Genomic DNA, 17,495 nt, shown 5'->3' on the forward strand with positions numbered 1-17,495 from the left:
GAACGGGGGGAGACGGGACGATGGCGGCCGAACTGGTCCGAGGGCAGAACCATGCCCTGTCCGAACACCAGGTGCGGATCACGGTCTCGGCGGGCACACCGGTGCTCGCGCTGGCCTCGCTCGGGAACGAGCAGGGCGCGGTGACCGGTCCGGACGGGATCGCGCACCCCGGTGCGCGCGCCCTGCCGGGGGTGGAGGCGCCCGAAGGGTCCGCCTCCTCGCACCGGTTCGCCGTCGACCTCGACGCGGTGGCCGCCGAGGTGCACCGGGTCGGCGTCCTGCTCTCCCTCCCTCCGGGCGGCCCGGCCCGCTTCGGCGCCGTCGCCGCCTCGCACATCGGCGTCGCGGGCGCGGACGGCACCGAGCTGGCCGAGTACACCCTGACCGGGCTCGACGCGGAGAGCGCCGTGGTGGCCCTGGAGCTCTACCGGCGCCAGGGCGCCTGGAAGGTCCGCGCCGTCGGCCAGGGGTACGCGGACGGGCTCGCCGCCCTGTTCGCCGACCACGGGCTCGCCGCCCCCGCCGCCGCCGAGCTGGCCGCGCGGGTGAACGCGAGCGTCGCGGCCCCGGTGGCCTCCGACCCGGTCCCCGTCGCACCCGACCCGGTCCCGGTCTCCGCAGTGCCCTACCCGGGTACGCCGGGCCCCGCGCCCGCGCAGACGCCGCCCCCGGCGGACGGCACCGGCGCCGCGGCCGGCACCGGCGACGCCACGATCAACTACGCCCACCCGCGCCGCCGCACCACCACCCAGCCGCCCGAGCCCGCCCCGCAGGCGGCCCCGCCGCAGCAGCCCGGCGAGTTCCCGACGCCCGTCGCGGGGGACGCCGGCGGCTGGTCCATGGACGAGCGGCTGTACAACCAGGTCTGGGGCATGTTCGAGGACCTGGCCCGCGCGGTCGCGGCCTACCGCGGCGCCGTGGACTTCGCCGACTCCCGCCTGGACCGCGAGCTCGACGAGGCCCTGTCCGACCCCCGCCACCGCATCGGCGGCTCCGGCAACGCCGCCCGCGACACCGCGCGGGCCCGTCGCGACGAGCTCGTCGCCCAGGCGCAGGCCGTCCTCGACCGGGACCTCACGCAGCTGGTCGCCGAGTCCGAGGTGGTCGAGCCGGCCCTCCCGGCGGCGTACGCGCGCTGGGACAACCCCGTCTGGCACACCGGCCGCTCCGCCGGGCTGCCCGAGGAGCCGCCGCTGGCCCTGCGCCTGGGCGACCTCCACCTGCCCGAGCGGCCCGCCCTGCGGATCCCCATGCTGGTCCGGGTCCCGCTGGAGCGCGGGCTGTGGATCGACAACGGCCGCACCGGCTCCGAGGCCGCCATGGCCATGGACGCCGACAAGCTGCGCCGGGCCGCCATGGACATGGCCGTCGCCTACGCCGTACGGCTGCTCGCGGTGCATCCCGCGGACCGGTACTCCGTCCACGTCATCGACGCGGCCGGAGCCGGGTCCGCCTCCCTGGCGCCGCTCGTGCGCGCCGGAGTGCTGGCCGGGCCGCCCGCCGCCGGGGCCGCGGGGGTCACCGAGACCCTGGCGAAGCTGACCCGGCGGGTGGACCTCGTACAGATGGCCCTGCGGGCCGGTGCCCCCGAGGACCTGCCGCCGGACGTGGACACGGCCGAGCAGCTGCTGATCGTGCACGACTTCCCGCACGGCTTCGACGACCGGGCCGTCACCCAGCTGCGCTACCTCGCCGACGAGGGCGCGGCGGTCGGCGTCCACCTGCTGATGGTCGCGGACCGTGACGAGGCCTCGGCCTACGGACCGCTGCTCGACCCGCTGTGGCGTTCGCTGATGCGGCTGTCGCCCGTCGCGGACGACCACCTCGCCGACCCGTGGGTGCACCACCAGTGGACCTTCGAGCCGAACCTGCCGCCGCAGGGCAGCAGGGTCATCGACGACGTGCTGGAGCGGGTGGCGGCCGCCCGTCGGCGCGGCCGATGACCCTTCGCTGACCAGTCCTTGGCATTCCCTTTACCAAAACCGCCCTCCGCGGGTACCCTGGTGTCTGCGGAGGGGAGTATTCCTGCTTTCCTGCTACGGCGTGCCCGTCAATACGGACAGTGACCTGTCCCGGGGCGTCGGCCCACGGCCTCCAGGTCGCCCGGGTGGAAGAGACCTCCGGCAGCGATGACGCTGACGAAGTGCTGAGCCATCCGCCGGAGGCGTGTTTACCGTGGAAGTTTCCTGGACCCTGTGGGCGCTGACCATCCTTGGTCTGTCCCTCCTCATCGGCGCCGATTTCTTCATCGGCCGCAAACCGCACGACGTATCGATCAAGGAAGCGGGCACCTGGACGGTCGTCTGGATCGCCCTCGCCGGACTCTTCGGCCTCGGCCTGTGGTTCTTCGGCAACGGCCAGGCCTCCCAGGAGTTCTTCGCCGGCTTCATCACCGAGAAGTCCCTGAGCGTCGACAACCTCTTCGTCTTCGTCCTGATCATGGCGAAGTTCGCGGTGCCCTCCCACCTCCAGCAGCGCGTCCTGCTCGTCGGCGTACTGATCGCCCTGGTGCTCCGCGCGATCTTCATCGCCGCCGGCGCCGCGATCATCGCGAGCTTCTCCTGGGTCTTCTACCTCTTCGGCGCGTTCCTGATCTACACCGCGTGGAAGCTCATCCAGGAAGCGCGCAAGGACGAGGAGGACGAGGAGTTCGAGGAGAACCGTCTCCTCAAGTCCGTCGAGAAGAAGTTCGGTGTCGCCGACAGGTACCACGGCACCAAGCTCTTCATCGAGAAGAACGGCAAGCGGATCCTGACCCCGCTGATGGTCGTCATGCTCGCCATCGGCACCACCGACGTCCTGTTCGCCCTGGACTCGATCCCCGCGATCTTCGGCCTGACCCAGGACCCGTACATCGTCTTCACGGCCAACGCCTTCGCGCTGATGGGTCTGCGCCAGCTGTACTTCCTCATCGGCGGCCTGCTCGAGAAGCTGGTCCACCTCAGCTACGGCCTGTCGATCATCCTGGGCTTCATCGGGGTCAAGCTGGTGCTGCACGCCCTGCACGAGTCCGGCGTACACGTCCCGGTGATCTCGATCCCGGTCTCCCTGGGCGTCATCTGCGGTGTCCTGGTCATCACCACGATCACCAGCCTCATCGCCTCCAGGAAGCAGGCGGCGGCCGAAGCCGCCGCCCGCCCGGAGAGCATCGACGCCTGACCCTCCCGAGGGCTACGCGGGGGCGGCCGCTTCGGCCGCCCCCGTTTCCGTACCCGCGCTCGCCCGCTTCCGCACGAGCACCGGGTTGGTCTCCGGCAGCAACGCGAAGCAGCCCAGGCTGACCAGGGCGATCCCGCTCAGGTACACCGCGACGCCCCAGGGCGGGCCGGAGCCGTCCGCCAGCGCCGTCGCCACGATCGGGGTCAGCGCCCCGCCCAGCACACCGCCCAGGTTGTACCCGACGGCCGCGCCCGTGCAGCGGATCCGAGGGCTGTACAACTCCGGCAGGTACGCGCCCACCACCGCGAACATCGTCACCATGCCCAGCAGCGCCCCGAGGAGGCCCAGCGTCATCAGCAGCGGATCGGCCGTGCGCAGGAGCGCCACCAGCGGGAACATCCACAGCGCGCAGACCGTACAGCCGACCAGGCACAGCGGCCGCCGCCCGAAGCGGTCGCCGGCCACCGCCGCCAGCGGGGTCACCAGACCCTTGAGCGCGACCGCGGCCATGACGCAGGCCAGCATCACCGTGCGGCTCACACCCAGGTGCTCGGTGGCGTAGGCGAGGGACCAGGTGGTGACCGCGTAGAAGACGGCGTACCCCACGGCGAGCGCCCCACCGGTCAGCAGGAGCAGCCGCCAGTGGCCGCGCACCACCTCCCCGAGCGGGGCCTCGGCCCGCCGGCCGGTCTCGGCCAGCGCCCGGAACTGCGGGGTCTCCTCCACAGAGCGGCGCAGCCACAGCCCGGCCAGCGCCAGCAGCCCGGCCGCCCAGAACGGCATCCGCCAACCCCAGGCCGTGAACTGCGCTTCGCTGAGCGAGGCCGACAGCACCAGGATCATGCCGTTGGCCAGCAGGAACCCCACCGCCGGGCCGATCTGCGGGAAGCTCGACCACAGGCCGCGCCGCGCCTCGGGCGCGTGCTCGGCCGTCAGCAGCACCGCGCCGCCCCACTCGCCGCCGAGCCCGAGGCCCTGCAGGAAGCGCAGCAGGAGCAGGAGGACCGGCGCGGCCGTGCCGATCGAGGCGTACGTCGGCACGCAGCCCACCGCCACCGTCGCGAGGCCCGTGAGCAGCAGGGAGCCGAGCAGCACCGGGCGCCGGCCGTGGCGGTCGCCGATGTGGCCGAAGACCGCGGAGCCGAGGGGGCGCGCCAGGAAGCCGACGCCGAAGGTGCCGAAGGCGGCGAGCGTTCCGGCGAGCGGGGAGAAGGAGGGGAAGAAGAGCGGGCCGAGCACGAGGGCGGCGGCCGTTCCGTACACGAAGAAGTCGTAGAACTCGATCGCGGTGCCGGCCAGGGAGGCCGAGGCGAGCCGCAGCATGCCGGGCCTGCCGGGAGCGGCGGTTCGAGGAGGGGGCGTGGGGGAGGTGGGGGAGGGGTCTTGTTGCATGGTGCAGCAAATACCCCTTCCCCAACGCCCGGGACGTGCGTTCGGTCGGGTACGACCGGAAGGAGTGCACCGCGGCGGGAAGTTGACGCGATGCGGGGCGGACCGGCCGGGCCTACCAGCCGCGCTCGCGCCATTCGGCGAGATGCGGCCGCTCGGCGCCGAGGGTGGTGTCGTTGCCGTGGCCGGGGTAGACCCACGTCTCGTCCGGCAGTTGCTCGAAGAGCTTGTGCTGCACGTCGTCGATCAGGGTGGCGAAGGCCTTCGGGTCACCCCAGGTGTTGCCGACCCCGCCGGGGAACAGGCAGTCGCCGGTGAACACGTGGGCGTGCCCGTGCGGGTCGTCGTAGACCAGGGCGATCGAGCCGGGCGTGTGCCCGACCAGGTGGCGCGCGGTCAGGGACACCCGCCCGACGGTGATCACGTCCCCGTCCTGGACCGGGACGTCCGTGGCGACGGGGATGCCCTCCGCGTCGTAGGCGCCCGCGTAGGTGCGCGCGCCGGTGGCGTCCACGACGGCCTGGAGCGCGCCCCAGTGGTCGCCGTGCCGGTGGGTGGTGACGACGGACGCGATGCCGTCGTCGCCGATCAGGTTCAGCAGCGTCTCCGCCTCGGCGGCCGCGTCGATGAGCAGCTGCTCGTCGGTGGCCCGGCAGCGCAGCAGGTAGGCGTTGTTGTTCATCGAGCCCACCGCGACCTTGGAAATCATCAGGTCAGCGAGCTCGTGCACGTCGGCCGGACCGCCGACCTTGACCTCTCCGGTGTACGTCATGTGTTGATCCTAGAGCGGGGGGAGCTCGGGAAGGCCGTCGCCCGCCTCGACGGTGAGGTGCGCGCCCTTGAGGCCGCGGCCGGCCAGCCAGCCGAGCAGTTCGTCGGCGGGACCGCTGAGGGTCACCGGGGTGCCCTCGGAGCCGCCCGTGTGCCAGACCCGGTCGCCGTGGGCGGCCTTCAGGGTCACCGGAGGCACCTCCGGACGGCCGGACCAGCGATCGGCGAGGAAGGTGATCTCGCGCTCGGTGAACTCGTCCGGGAGGTCCGCGAGCTCGTAGCCGATGTTCAGGTCGACGTGGTGCAGCGCGACCTCGACCCAGCGGCGGAACGGGACGTTCGAGGCCAGGTCGGTGACCCCGTTGCGCAGCTCGACCGTACGGGACCAGTCCTGGTCGGGCTCGGTGGTGGCGAGGAAGCGTGCCCCGGAATCGCGGACGTCCGCCAGTTGTTCTTCCAGGGGCCGGACGGCGTCGCGCTCGATGTCCGCCTCGCGGGCGGTGGCGCTCTCGTACATGGGGCGGCCCTCGAAGACGTTGACGAGGGCGTCGGCGTTGCGCGCGAGGTGGGCCAGGATGTGGCCGCGGCTCCAGCCGGGGAGGTGTGACTCCTCGGCCAGTGCGGCGTTGTCCAGCTTCGCGACAGCGGTCAGCAGTCGGTCCGTGGCTTCACGTACAGATCGCAGGTCGTGCACATGATCAGTCATGACGGCGAGCCTAGTGGTTGAGGGGCTCCCGCCACACGATCGGGTGAAGAGGTCGGAGGAGTGCCGTAAATCGAATGTGCGTGCTATACGCTCGAAGTCCAAGACTCCATCTCCATCGCAGAGGCGCCCCCCATACCCTGGGACGGGGACCTGTGCCCCCGCTCTCTCAAGAAAGGTGCGGACCGGCGTGACCGACCGTCTCATCGTTCGTGGCGCTCGCGAGCACAACCTCAAGAACGTTTCGCTCGACCTGCCCCGCGACTCACTGATCGTCTTCACCGGACTCTCCGGGTCGGGCAAGTCCTCCCTGGCCTTCGACACGATCTTCGCCGAGGGCCAGCGCCGCTACGTCGAGTCGCTCTCGTCGTACGCCCGCCAGTTCCTCGGGCAGATGGACAAGCCCGACGTCGACTTCATCGAGGGCCTCTCCCCGGCCGTCTCGATCGACCAGAAGTCCACCTCGCGCAACCCGCGCTCGACGGTGGGCACCATCACCGAGGTCTACGACTACCTCCGCCTGCTCTTCGCCCGCATCGGCAAGCCGCACTGCCCCGAGTGCCGGCGCCCGATCTCCCGCCAGTCACCGCAGGCCATCGTCGACAAGGTGCTCGCGCTCCCCGAGGGCAGCCGCTTCCAGGTGCTCTCGCCGCTGGTGCGCGAGCGCAAGGGCGAGTTCGTCGACCTCTTCTCCGACCTCCAGACCAAGGGCTACAGCCGCGCTCGGGTGGACGGCGAGACCATCCAGCTCTCCGAGCCGCCCACCCTGAAGAAGCAGGAGAAGCACACGATCGAGGTGGTCATCGACCGCCTCACCGTCAAGGACAGCGCCAAGCGCCGGCTCACCGACTCGGTGGAGACCGCCCTCGGCCTCTCGGGCGGCATGGTCATCCTGGACTTCGTCGACCTCGCCGAGGACGACCCCGAGCGTGAGCGGATGTACTCCGAGCACCTCTACTGCCCGTACGACGACCTGTCCTTCGAGGAGCTGGAGCCGCGCTCCTTCTCCTTCAACTCGCCCTTCGGCGCCTGCCCCGAATGCACCGGCATCGGCACGCGCATGGAGGTGGACCCGGAGCTGATCGTCCCGGACGAGGACAAGTCCCTGGACGAGGGCGCGGTCTCGCCGTGGTCCCTCGGCCACACCAAGGACTACTTCCAGCGGCTCGTCGGCGCGCTCGCCGGGGAGCTCGGCTTCCGCACGGACATCCCCTGGGCGGGGCTGCCGGCCCGGGCCAAGAAGGCCCTGCTGTACGGCCACAAGACGCAGATCGAGGTCCGCTACCGCAACCGGTACGGGCGCGAGCGCGCCTACACGACGGCCTTCGAGGGCGCCGTGCCGTTCGTCAAGCGGCGGCACTCCGAGTCCGAGAGCGACGCCAGCCGCGAGCGCTTCGAGGGCTACATGCGCGAGGTGCCCTGCCCGACCTGTGAGGGCACCCGCCTCAAGCCGATCGTGCTCGCCGTGACGGTGATGGAGAAGTCCATCGCCGAGGTCGCCGCGATGTCGATCAGCGAGTGCGCGGACTTCCTCGGTCGGATGCGGCTCGACGCCCGCGACAAGAAGATCGCCGAGCGGGTCCTGAAGGAGGTCAACGAGCGGCTCCGCTTCCTCGTCGACGTCGGCCTGGACTACCTCTCGCTGAACCGCGCCGCCGGCACCCTGTCGGGCGGCGAGGCCCAGCGCATCCGGCTGGCCACGCAGATCGGCTCCGGCCTGGTCGGCGTGCTCTACGTACTGGACGAGCCCTCCATCGGCCTGCACCAGCGCGACAACCACCGGCTGATCGAGACGCTGGTGCGACTGCGGGACATGGGCAACACGCTCATCGTCGTCGAGCACGACGAGGACACCATCAAGGTGGCCGACTGGGTCGTGGACATCGGCCCGGGCGCGGGCGAGCACGGTGGCAAGGTGGTGCACAGCGGTTCGCTGAAGGAGCTGCTGAAGAACACCGAGTCGATGACCGGGCAGTACCTGTCCGGCAAGAAGTCCATCGAGATCCCCGACATCCGCCGGCCGGTGAACGGGCAGCGCAGGCTGACCGTCCACGGCGCGCGCGAGAACAACCTGCGGGACATCGACGTGTCCTTCCCGTTGGGCGTGCTAACGGCCGTCACCGGTGTGTCGGGCTCGGGCAAGTCGACGCTGGTCAACGACATCCTCTACACGCACCTGGCGCGCGAGCTGAACGGCGCCCGCTCGGTCCCGGGTCGGCACACGCGGGTCGACGGGGACGAGCTCGTCGACAAGGTCGTGCACGTGGACCAGTCGCCGATCGGCCGGACCCCGCGATCCAACCCGGCCACCTACACCGGTGTCTTCGACCACGTGCGCAAGCTCTTCGCGGAGACGATGGAGGCGAAGGTGCGCGGCTACCTGCCGGGCCGCTTCTCCTTCAACGTGAAGGGCGGCCGGTGCGAGAACTGCTCCGGCGACGGCACGATCAAGATCGAGATGAACTTCCTGCCGGACGTCTACGTCCCCTGCGAGGTCTGCCACGGCGACCGGTACAACCGGGAGACGCTGGAGGTCCACTACAAGGGCAAGTCCATCGCGGAAGTCCTGAACATGCCGATCGAGGAGGCGCTGGACTTCTTCGAGGCGGTCCCGACGATCGCCCGCCACCTGCGGACGCTGACCGAGGTCGGGCTGGGGTACGTGCGGCTCGGCCAGTCCGCGCCGACGCTGTCGGGTGGTGAGGCGCAGCGCGTGAAGCTGGCGTCCGAGCTGCAGAAGCGGTCGACGGGCCGGACAGTGTACGTGCTGGACGAGCCGACGACGGGTCTGCACTTCGAGGACATCTCGAAGCTGATCAAGGTCCTGTCGGGGCTGGTGGACAAGGGCAACTCGGTGATCGTCATCGAGCACAACCTGGACGTCATCAAGACCGCGGACTGGGTCATCGACATGGGCCCGGAGGGCGGCTACGGCGGCGGCCTCGTCGTCGCCGAGGGCACGCCGGAGCAGGTCGCGTCGGTGGGCGCGAGCCACACCGGCAAGTTCCTGCGGGACATCCTGGGGGCGGACCGCATCTCCGACGCCGGGTCGCCTCCGGCGCGGGTCACGGCGAAGAAGGCCCCGGCCAAGAAGGCCCCTGCCAAGAAGGCGGCCGCGAAGAAGGCCGCCGCCCCGGCGAAGAAGACGACGGCGCGGGCCCGCAAGGCGTAGCGCCGAGCGGAGCCGAGCTTGGCGGAAGGGGTCTGGCGGGCCGGTCGGGCCCCTTCGGCATACGCGGCACCGTTGCGTGGGGCCGCCCCCGCACCCTGTCCGGGTGCGGGGCCGCTGCCGGGGGGCCGGCTCCGGACTCCCGGTCCTCGATCGCCGGACGGGCTGATCTTGCCTCCTGCGGCGCCTCGAACGCCGGCGGGGCTGGTTTTCGTCCGGCGGCCCGGAGGTGTGGCGCCGCGCGGCAACTCGGCCGCGAAAACCAGCCCCGCCGGCGTTCGAGGCGCGGGGGCTGGAGCGCAGCCGGCCACTGTCTCGCCGGGGTCAGGGGAGGTGCCCCGGGGGTGGCGCCTCAGGCTGTCGCCTTGGCGGGGTCAGGGGTGGAAGCGGGGTCGGGCCTACGAGGCCACCCCCACCGCGTGGCACGCGGTGGCGGGGTCCGTCAGGGACACCAGCAGCGCGTCCGCGACGTCCGCGCGGGGGATGACCCGGCCGCCGGGGACGTTGCCGTCGATCGCCCGCCGGTAGGTCCCCGTGTGCGGCTTGTTCCGGAGCATCGGCGGGCGGACGACCGTCCATCGCGTACCGCTCGCCCCCATCGCCGCCTCCATGTCCGCGAGGTCCGCGTACAGGTCCCGCAGCAGCCTGCGCAGCAGCGGGTAGACCACGGCCCGGGTGAACACCCCCTCGCCCTCGGGCAGCGACCCGACCGGCGCGGCGCTGACGGCGGACAGTCGCCGTACGCCCGCCCGGTCCATGGCGGCGGTGATCGCCTCCAGGGCCGGGCCCGCGATCGGGGTCTCCTTGGCCTGCTTGTTGCTCGCGGCCCCCAGCGCGGAGACCACCGCGTCCTGGCCGCTCACCACCGCCAGCAGCGCTTCCTCGTCCGTCACATCGGACACCGTGGCCACACGGAGCCGCTCGTGGGCGGGAACCGGCAGGCGGGCCGGGTCGCGGACCACCGCAGTCACCTCGTGCCCCGCGTCGAGGGCCTGCCGGACGACCTCGCGGCCGACGCCGCCCGTGGCACCGAACACCGTGATCTTCATGGATTCCCCCATGCTCTAAGAGGGTGGAACAGGTGGTGTGGCAGGTGATGCACACAGGGTGGGTGAGTACTCACTCACCCCTCCTTCCGATATGGTGAGTGAATGCTCACCTCCAAGTCAAGCCGCCCCACCCCGGAGCGGCTGCTCGACGCCGCCGAGAAGCTGATGCGCACCAGCGGCCTCGCCAGCGCGACCACGAAGGCCATCGCCCGGGAGGCCGGATGCTCGGAGGCCGCGCTGTACAAGCACTTCGCGAACAAGGAAGAGCTCTTCGTGCGCGTGCTGATGGAGCGGACCCCCAACGCGGGACCGCTCATGGCCGCCCTCGGGTCTGATCCGAGCGAGCAGGGCGTCGAGGAGGGGCTCGTCGACATCGCCCGGCACGCCTCGCTCTTCTACGCCGACGCCATGCCGATGGCGGGCTCGCTGTTCGCCGAACCCACACTGCTGAGCCGCCACCGCGAGGGCATCCGGAAGATCGGCTCCGGGCCGCACGTGGTCCTCGCCGCGCTCGCCGGGCGACTGCGCAGGGAGCTCGACGCGGGCCGGCTGCGCCCCGACGCCGATCCCGAGGCGGCGGCGGCGCTGCTGCTCGGGGCCTGCTTCCAGCGGGCCTTCTTCCTGCACTTCTCGGGAGCCGAAGTGGTGCAGCCCGTCGAGGAGTTCGCCCCTGCGGTGGCGTCGACCCTCTGGGCCGCTATCCGGTGAGCTCGGCGGCGTACGGGGGTTCCGCCCCGGCCCGGGTACAGGTCAGGGCCGCCGCGTGCGCGGCGTACGCGAGGGCGGCGGGCCAGTCCACGGGCTCGCCCGGCGGCGCGGCCGAAAGCCGCTGCAGCAGCGCGGCGTTGACGGTGTCGCCCGCCCCGATGGTGTCCACCACCGCCATCCGGCGAGCCGGGACGGAGTGCTCGGCGCCCTCCCGCGTCCAGACCGTCAGGCCCGCCGCGCCCCGGGTCAGCACCACCGCTTCCGGCCCCGCCGCCAGCCAGTCGCCGACCCGGCCGCCGAGCCAGGCCGCGTCGTCCTCCGACAGCTTGAGGACGCCCGTGTACGGCAGCAGCCGCGTCAGGAAGCGGGCCCGGTAGGCCGCCGGGTCGGGGATCAGCGCGGGCCGGATGTTGGGGTCCAGCAGGGTCAGCAGACCGCGCCGCGACTCCCGACGCAGGAGGGCCTCGTACGCGCTCGCGCCCGGCTCCAGCACCAGCGAGCAGGTGCCGAGCGCGAGGGCGCGGGCGGCATCGGGGAGCGCGGGCGGCAGGGTGAACAGCCGGTCCGCGGTGCCCTCGACGTAGAAGCCGTAGGAGGCGGAGCCGTCCGGGGCCAGGGAGGGCACGGCGAGCGTGGTCGGCTCGGGCCCGCGCCGCACCAGCGACAGATCGACGCCGGCCGCCCGCAGCCCGGCCAGCAGGAACTCGCCGAAGCCGTCCGTGGAGACCCGCGAGCAGAACGCCACCTCGGCGCCGAGCCGGCCGAGGGCGAGCGCGGTGTTGTACGGGCCCCCGCCCGGCCGGGGCAGCAGCGCGCCCGGCGGCTGCCCGGTGGGCACCAGGTCGATGAGGGCTTCTCCGCCGACGACGATCACCCGGGGGAAGCTACCCCATCGGGCGGAGGTATCGTCGGTGGGCCGGTGCCCGGCCGGTCCCACACCCCAGGAGAAGCGCATGTCCGCGTCGCAGTCCGCAGCTCGCCGTACCGTCCTCAAGGGCGCCGCCGCGCTCGCCGGGGCCGTCGGCGCCGGCGCGACGCTCACGGCCTGCTCCACGGAGTCCGGCAGCGGCAACGGCACCCCCGCGGTTCCGTCCCAGCCGGTGGAGCTCGGCGCCGCGTCCGAGGTCCCGGTGGGCGGCGCGAAGCTGTACCGGGAGAAGAAGCTGATCGTCAGCTGCCAGGCGGAGGGGCAGTACAAGGCCTTCAGCGCCCAGTGCACGCACGCGGGCTGCGTCCTCGACAAGATCGAGAAGAGCGAGGGCAACTGCCCCTGCCACGGCAGCCGCTTCGACGTGAACACCGGCAAGGTCGTGCAGGGCCCGGCCACCGACCCGCTGCCGGCCGTCCCGGTCAAGGCGGAGAACGGCAAGCTGATCGCGGGCTGACCCCTCGGCCGGGCGCACCCCTCAGGGCGCGGTCAGCCTGCGCGACCACCAGGGGTCGCCGGGTGCGGCGAACGGGTCGTTCAGCGTGCGGGCGAGGAAGCGGGCGTGGACCGGGGCGAGCAGTGCGCGCAGTTCGGCTGCCGCACGGCGCGGGAGCGCACGGCACACGGCCTCCAGGACGGCGCGGACCTCCGCTCCCGCGAAGGGGTCGCAGCAGTCGCAGACGTCGTCCACGGGGTACGCGCCGCCGCGTGGCTAGTCCCAGTCCCAGGCGATGCCCAGGAGACCGCGGCGTACCGACTGTTCGACCAGGTGGACGGCCCGGTGGCGGCCGTTCGGGGTCAGGTCAGTGAGGGCGGTGCGCGGGGATTCGGGGCCCGAGCGGGCGAAGCGGCGGCAGCGGACCGGGAGGGCCGCCTCGTCGAAGCGGACCTGGAGCATGTACTGGCCGCCCGCGTAGCTGAAGCCGCGCACGTACTCGTCGCTGCGCGCGCCCGTGCCGTCCTCGATCCCGTAGCCGAAGACGTACGTGTCCCCGCGCCGCAGCCGCGCGTCGAAGAGCAGCTCCGCGACCAGCAGCCCGGCCTCGGAGTGACGGCGGACCCGGCCCGTGCGGCAGTTCTCGTGGGCCGTCACGCGCATCCGGGACACGTCGCAGCCCGGGTCGCCGTGGTGGATGGCCAGGTAGCGGTCGACGCCGTCGCGGTGCGCCCGGACGATCTGCTGCGAATCGCGGGCCCGCAGCTCGCCCGCGGGCCCTATGCGGACCCTCTCGTGGTGGCCGAGCGAGTGCAGTCCGCCGTCGGAGGGGAGTTCCATCGCGTCCAGCATCCGCTCCACCGCGCCGCCCATGCCCAGCAGGGCCCGGTAGGAGCGGGCGGCCGGGCGGGTGGGGCCGGGGGCCGGCTCCGGGGCGGTCAGCAGGCGGACGAGGGAGCCGTCCGGCAGCTCCAGGATCTGCTCCAGCGCGGTGACCGCCCGCAGGGACTCCGGGTGGCGCGGGCGCCGGGCGCCCTGCTGCCAGTAACTGAGGCTGGTGACACCGACCTTGATGCCCCGGGCCGCCAGCCGGTGCTGCACCCGGTGGAGGGGAAGTCCGCGCGCGGCGAGGGCGGCGCGCAGGGCGAGGTGGAAGGGGCCGCCGCGCAGTAATCGGCCGAGTTCGGGAGTGTCCGCAGTATCCGGGGTGTCCGGCGTGTTCGCGGTCGGCCGCATCGCCACTCCTCTGTGAACGTTCACACGCGCCGGCGTGGGGGGCCGGGCCGGTGGTACCGGGGGAGCAGGTGACACCACAGTCACCGTTCACACCGCAGTCCCACCGTTCACACTGCAATGTCACGGCGTATTGAAGCGTGTTGACCTGATCGCGACAACACCCCGATGCTCCTCCACAGCGTCCGGACGCGCTCCTCCACCCCCACTCTCCCCACCTCGGGAGGAACGCGATGCGCAACAGAAACCGGCGGCATTCCCCGGCCGCCCTCCTCACCGCCCTGCTCACGGCCCTGCTCCTCACCCTGTCCCTCGGCGCCGGTACCGCCACCGCCGCCGAAACCGACACCCAGTTCGCCACCCGGTCCGCCCTGGGGTACAAGCGCCTGGGCATCACCATGCAGGCGCAGCAGAAGACCAACTGGTGCTGGGCCGCGAGCGGCAACACCATCGCCACCTGGTTCGGCCGCACCTACACCCAGAACCAGTTCTGCAACGCCGCCTTCAACCGCCAACAGGGCTATGACTGCCCCAACAACCAGGCCACCCTCGCCAACGTCCAGACCGGACTGCGCTGGGCCGGCATCAACCCCGGTTCGTACGTGAACGGCTGGCTGCTCTACTCGACCGTCCAGACCGAGATCAACGCGGACCGCCCGATCGAGACCCGCATCCAGTGGGCCTCCGGCGGCGGCCACATGCACGTCGTCTACGGCTACGACACCGCGAGCAGCTGGGTCTACTGGGGCGATCCGTGGCCCTCCAGCGACCGCTACAACTGGGCCTCGCACGCCTGGTACGTGGACAACAGCTCCTTCTCCTGGACCCACTCCCTCTACCGGATCGGGGCGTGACCGCCATGACCCTGCGCGCCGGCGCCGCCGCGGTCCTCGCGGCCACCGCCCTCCTCGGGATCGCCACCGCCACGGCCACGGAGGCCTCCGCGACCCCCGTACCGCAACCGCAGTCCGTCACCGCCGAGACCAGGGCCGCCGCCGCGCGGGCGGCATCGGCGCCGGACACCCTCGCCACGCTGTCCCGCTTCTTCGCGCGGGAGGGCAGGATCACGGCGGCCGCCGCGCGGCCCCGCATCGAGGGCGAGCCGATACCGGTGAACCACCTCTCCCCGGACTTCGTCGCCGGCAAGGCGGGGGCGTCCGTGGCGCGCCTGGAGTTCCTCGCGGGCAAGGCGGTCTCCTCCGACGGTCAGCAGGCCGTGCTGTGGACGGCCAGGACGGGGGAGGGGTGGCAGGTCGTGAACATCGCCACCGGCGACGACGAGTTCCGCTACGCGCGCTTGGGCGAGGAGAAACTGCCCGGCGGGACGGTGTTCCGCGAACCGCAGATCGACGCGTGGTACGTGGCCGGGGGCGGGAGGGTGCTGCCGCTGGACGAGGACGCGGTGGCCGCCGTGGGCGGCGGGGGGACCAGCCTCGCCGCGTACCGCGCCCGGGTGGCGCGGGCCTACGGGGACAAGTTGCCGGGTTCGGCGTACGCCGAGGCCGGTGCGGCGGGTGGCTTCTCGGAGCCGTCCGCGGGGACGGGCGGCGTGCCGGTCGCCGCGGGCGCCGTCGCCGGGGGCCTGGCCCTCGCCGCGGCGGCGGCCCTGACACTGGCCCGCCGCCGCATCCCCACGAGGGCGTAGCCGCACCCCGGCCCCCGCCCCGCCACCGGGGGCCGGGCCCTGTGCGCCCGTCGCCTCAAACGCCGGCGGGGCTGGAAGATCCAGCCCCGCCGGCGTTTGAGGCGCGGGGGTCCGGGGGGCGGAGCCCCTGCGGGGTCTCGGGGCGGAGCCCCGAGTTTCGGGAAGGGGCGGGGCGGGGGTACAGGACGTACGGGACGCGTACCGCAGGTTGTCGGCGGCCGCCAGTAGGGTGTTGGCATGGCCGACCCTTCCAGTTACCGACCCAAGCCGGGACAGATCCCCGACTCCCCGGGGGTGTACAAGTTCCGCGACGAGCACCGCCGGGTGATCTACGTCGGGAAGGCCAAGAGCCTGCGCCAGCGCCTGGCCAATTACTTCCAGGACGTGGCCGGGCTCCACCCGCGTACCGCGACCATGGTGACCACCGCCGCCTCCGTCGAGTGGACCGTGGTGTCCACCGAGGTCGAGGCGCTGCAGCTGGAGTACTCCTGGATCAAGGAGTTCGACCCCCGGTTCAACGTCAAGTACCGGGACGACAAGAGCTACCCCTCCCTCGCCGTCACCATGAACGAGGAGTACCCGCGCGTGCAGGTCATGCGCGGCCCCAAGAAGAAGGGCGTGCGCTACTTCGGCCCCTACGGGCACGCCTGGGCGATCCGCGAGACCGTCGACCTGATGCTCCGGGTGTTCCCGGTGCGGACCTGCTCCGCGGGTGTGTTCAAGCGCTCCGCCCAGATCGGCCGACCCTGCCTGCTCGGCTACATCGGCAAGTGCTCCGCGCCCTGCGTGGGCCGCGTCACCCCCGAGGAGCACCGCGAACTGGCCGAGGACTTCTGCGACTTCATGGCGGGCCGGACGGGGACGTACCTCTCCCGGCTGGAGAAGGACATGCACGAGGCCGCCGAGGAGATGGAGTACGAGAAGGCCGCCCGGCTGCGCGACGACATAGGGGCGCTGCGCCGGGCGATGGAGAAGAACGCCGTGGTGCTCGCCGACGCCACCGACGCCGACCTGATCGCCGTCGCCGAGGACGAGCTCGAAGCCGCCGTGCAGATCTTCCACGTACGCGGCGGCCGGGTCCGCGGCCAGCGCGGCTGGGTCACCGACAAGGTCGAGGCCGTCGACACCGCAGGGCTCGTGGAGCACGCCCTCCAGCAGCTCTACGGGGAGGAGAGCGGCGAGAGCGTGCCCAAGGAGGTGCTGGTCCCGGCGCTCCCGGAGGACACCCTCGCGCTGGGGCAGTGGCTCGCCGAGCGGCGCGGGTCCCAGGTCAGCCTGCGGATCCCGCAGCGCGGCGACAAGAAGTCGCTGATGGAGACCGTCCACCGCAACGCGCAGCAGTCCCTCGCCCTGCACAAGACCAAGCGTGCGAGCGACCTCACCACCCGGTCCCGGGCGCTGGAGGAGATCGCCGAGGCCCTGGACCTGGACAGCGCGCCCCTGCGCATCGAGTGCTTCGACATCTCGCACCTCCAGGGCGACGACGTCGTCGCGTCGATGGTCGTCTTCGAGGACGGCCTGGCCCGCAAGAGCGAGTACCGACGCTTCCAGATCAAGTCCTTCGAGGGGCAGGACGACGTCCGCTCCATGCACGAGGTGGTCTCCCGGCGCTTCCGCCGCTACCTCCAGGAGAAGCTGAAGACGGGGGAGTGGGACGCCGAGGAGGAGGGCGGCGAGGTCGCTGAGGACGACGGGCGACCCAAGCGGTTCGCCTACCCGCCCCAGCTCGTCGTGGTCGACGGCGGGCAGCTGCAGGTCGCCGCGGCCAAGCGGGCCCTGGAGGAGCTCGGCGTCGACGACGTCGCCGTGTGCGGGCTGGCCAAGCGGCTGGAGGAGGTCTGGCTGCCCGGCGAGGACGACCCGGTGGTCCTGCCCCGCACCAGCGAGGGCCTGTACCTGCTCCAGCGGGTCCGTGACGAAGCCCACCGCTTCGCCATCCAGTACCAGCGCAACAAGCGCGGGAAGCGCCTGAAATCCGGGCCGCTGGACGAGGTGCCCGGGCTCGGGGAGAGCCGCAAGCAGGCCCTGGTCAAGCACTTCGGTTCGGTGAAGAAGCTGAGACAGGCGACAATCGACCAGATCTGCGAGGTCCCGGGCATAGGCCGCAAGACGGCCGAGACCGTGGCCGCGGCCCTCGCCGGCGCGGTCCCCGCCGGTCCTGCCGTCAACACGGCCACAGGAGAGATCATTGAGGACGAGACCCCCGCGCCAGCGGGAACGTCGTCCGAACGGGGGACCGAGCAATGACCGAGCACGAGACCACGCACGAGACCACGCACCACACCGAACCCGAGAACACGCACGA

General features: G+C 72.2%; 15 protein-coding genes. 8 read left to right on the plus strand and 7 right to left on the minus strand.

The features are described from left to right. Positions 1–20: 20 nt before the first annotated feature. Positions 21–1,943, plus strand: a complete 1,923-nt coding sequence (locus tag ACFYZL_RS12305) for a TerD family protein (RefSeq protein ID WP_388678433.1) — start codon at positions 21–23, stop codon at positions 1,941–1,943. Positions 1,944–2,175: 232 nt separating this feature from the next. Next, on the plus strand, positions 2,176–3,159 hold the full coding sequence (locus ACFYZL_RS12310; protein ID WP_384747691.1) for a TerC family protein: 984 nt from the start codon (positions 2,176–2,178) through the stop codon (positions 3,157–3,159). Between the two features lie 12 nt (positions 3,160–3,171). Here ACFYZL_RS12310 and ACFYZL_RS12315 read toward each other — a convergent pair whose 3' ends face one another. The 3 genes from ACFYZL_RS12315 to ACFYZL_RS12325 all read right to left on the minus strand — a co-directional run bounded on the left by ACFYZL_RS12315 (position 3,172) and on the right by ACFYZL_RS12325 (position 6,025). Next, a complete protein-coding gene (locus ACFYZL_RS12315) occupies positions 3,172–4,482 on the minus strand; it encodes an MFS transporter (RefSeq protein ID WP_388678611.1) in 1,311 nt (436 codons plus the stop codon). Positions 4,483–4,663: 181 nt separating this feature from the next. Next, a complete protein-coding gene (locus ACFYZL_RS12320; protein WP_388678437.1) occupies positions 4,664–5,320 on the minus strand; it encodes an MBL fold metallo-hydrolase in 657 nt (218 codons plus the stop codon). A gap of 9 nt (positions 5,321–5,329) precedes the next feature. Further along, entirely contained in the window at positions 5,330–6,025 is a 696-nt protein-coding gene (locus ACFYZL_RS12325; protein ID WP_384747697.1) for a maleylpyruvate isomerase family mycothiol-dependent enzyme, read from the minus strand. Between the two features lie 187 nt (positions 6,026–6,212). On the opposite strand from ACFYZL_RS12325, the gene uvrA reads away from it, so the two are divergent. Then, entirely contained in the window at positions 6,213–9,194 is a 2,982-nt protein-coding gene (uvrA, locus tag ACFYZL_RS12330) for an excinuclease ABC subunit UvrA (protein ID WP_384747699.1), read from the plus strand. Between the two features lie 395 nt (positions 9,195–9,589). On the opposite strand, the gene ACFYZL_RS12335 is transcribed toward uvrA, so the two are convergent. Continuing rightward, positions 9,590–10,240 carry an NAD(P)-dependent oxidoreductase gene (locus tag ACFYZL_RS12335; protein ID WP_384747702.1) on the minus strand — a complete coding sequence of 217 codons (651 nt, stop codon included), beginning with the start codon at positions 10,238–10,240 and terminating at the stop codon, positions 9,590–9,592. 102 nt (positions 10,241–10,342) lie between these two features. On the opposite strand from ACFYZL_RS12335, the gene ACFYZL_RS12340 reads away from it, so the two are divergent. Further along, entirely contained in the window at positions 10,343–10,948 is a 606-nt protein-coding gene (locus tag ACFYZL_RS12340) for a TetR/AcrR family transcriptional regulator (protein WP_384747705.1), read from the plus strand. On the opposite strand, the gene ACFYZL_RS12345 is transcribed toward ACFYZL_RS12340, so the two are convergent. Continuing rightward, a complete protein-coding gene (locus tag ACFYZL_RS12345; protein ID WP_388678442.1) occupies positions 10,938–11,822 on the minus strand; it encodes a carbohydrate kinase in 885 nt (294 codons plus the stop codon). The two genes, ACFYZL_RS12340 and ACFYZL_RS12345, sit on opposite strands and share 11 nt — an antisense overlap. A gap of 79 nt (positions 11,823–11,901) precedes the next feature. On the opposite strand from ACFYZL_RS12345, the gene ACFYZL_RS12350 reads away from it, so the two are divergent. Then, positions 11,902–12,333 (plus strand): Rieske (2Fe-2S) protein, encoded by a 432-nt coding sequence (locus ACFYZL_RS12350; RefSeq protein ID WP_384747711.1) that lies wholly within the window; start codon positions 11,902–11,904, stop codon positions 12,331–12,333. A 21-nt stretch (positions 12,334–12,354) separates the two neighbouring features. On the opposite strand, the gene ACFYZL_RS12355 is transcribed toward ACFYZL_RS12350, so the two are convergent. Further along, entirely contained in the window at positions 12,355–12,567 is a 213-nt protein-coding gene (locus tag ACFYZL_RS12355; protein WP_384747714.1) for a hypothetical protein, read from the minus strand. A 21-nt stretch (positions 12,568–12,588) separates the two neighbouring features. Continuing rightward, positions 12,589–13,548, minus strand: coding sequence for a hypothetical protein (locus tag ACFYZL_RS12360; RefSeq protein WP_388678446.1), 960 nt, complete (start codon positions 13,546–13,548; stop codon positions 12,589–12,591). Positions 13,549–13,778: 230 nt separating this feature from the next. Here ACFYZL_RS12360 and ACFYZL_RS12365 point away from each other — a divergent pair, with 230 nt between their 5' ends. The 3 genes from ACFYZL_RS12365 (at position 13,779) to uvrC (ending at position 17,437) form a co-directional block, all read left to right on the plus strand. Further along, entirely contained in the window at positions 13,779–14,399 is a 621-nt protein-coding gene (locus ACFYZL_RS12365; protein WP_384747719.1) for a papain-like cysteine protease family protein, read from the plus strand. A gap of 5 nt (positions 14,400–14,404) precedes the next feature. Further along, positions 14,405–15,190, plus strand: coding sequence for a hypothetical protein (locus ACFYZL_RS12370; protein WP_388678614.1), 786 nt, complete (start codon positions 14,405–14,407; stop codon positions 15,188–15,190). A 237-nt stretch (positions 15,191–15,427) separates the two neighbouring features. Next, on the plus strand, positions 15,428–17,437 hold the full coding sequence (gene uvrC, locus ACFYZL_RS12375) for an excinuclease ABC subunit UvrC (protein ID WP_388678449.1): 2,010 nt from the start codon (positions 15,428–15,430) through the stop codon (positions 17,435–17,437). The last annotated feature ends 58 nt before the right edge of the window (positions 17,438–17,495 follow it).

The organism is Streptomyces sp. NPDC001717, assembly GCF_042892775.1.
In the GTDB taxonomy this organism is placed as follows: domain Bacteria; phylum Actinomycetota; class Actinomycetes; order Streptomycetales; family Streptomycetaceae; genus Streptomyces.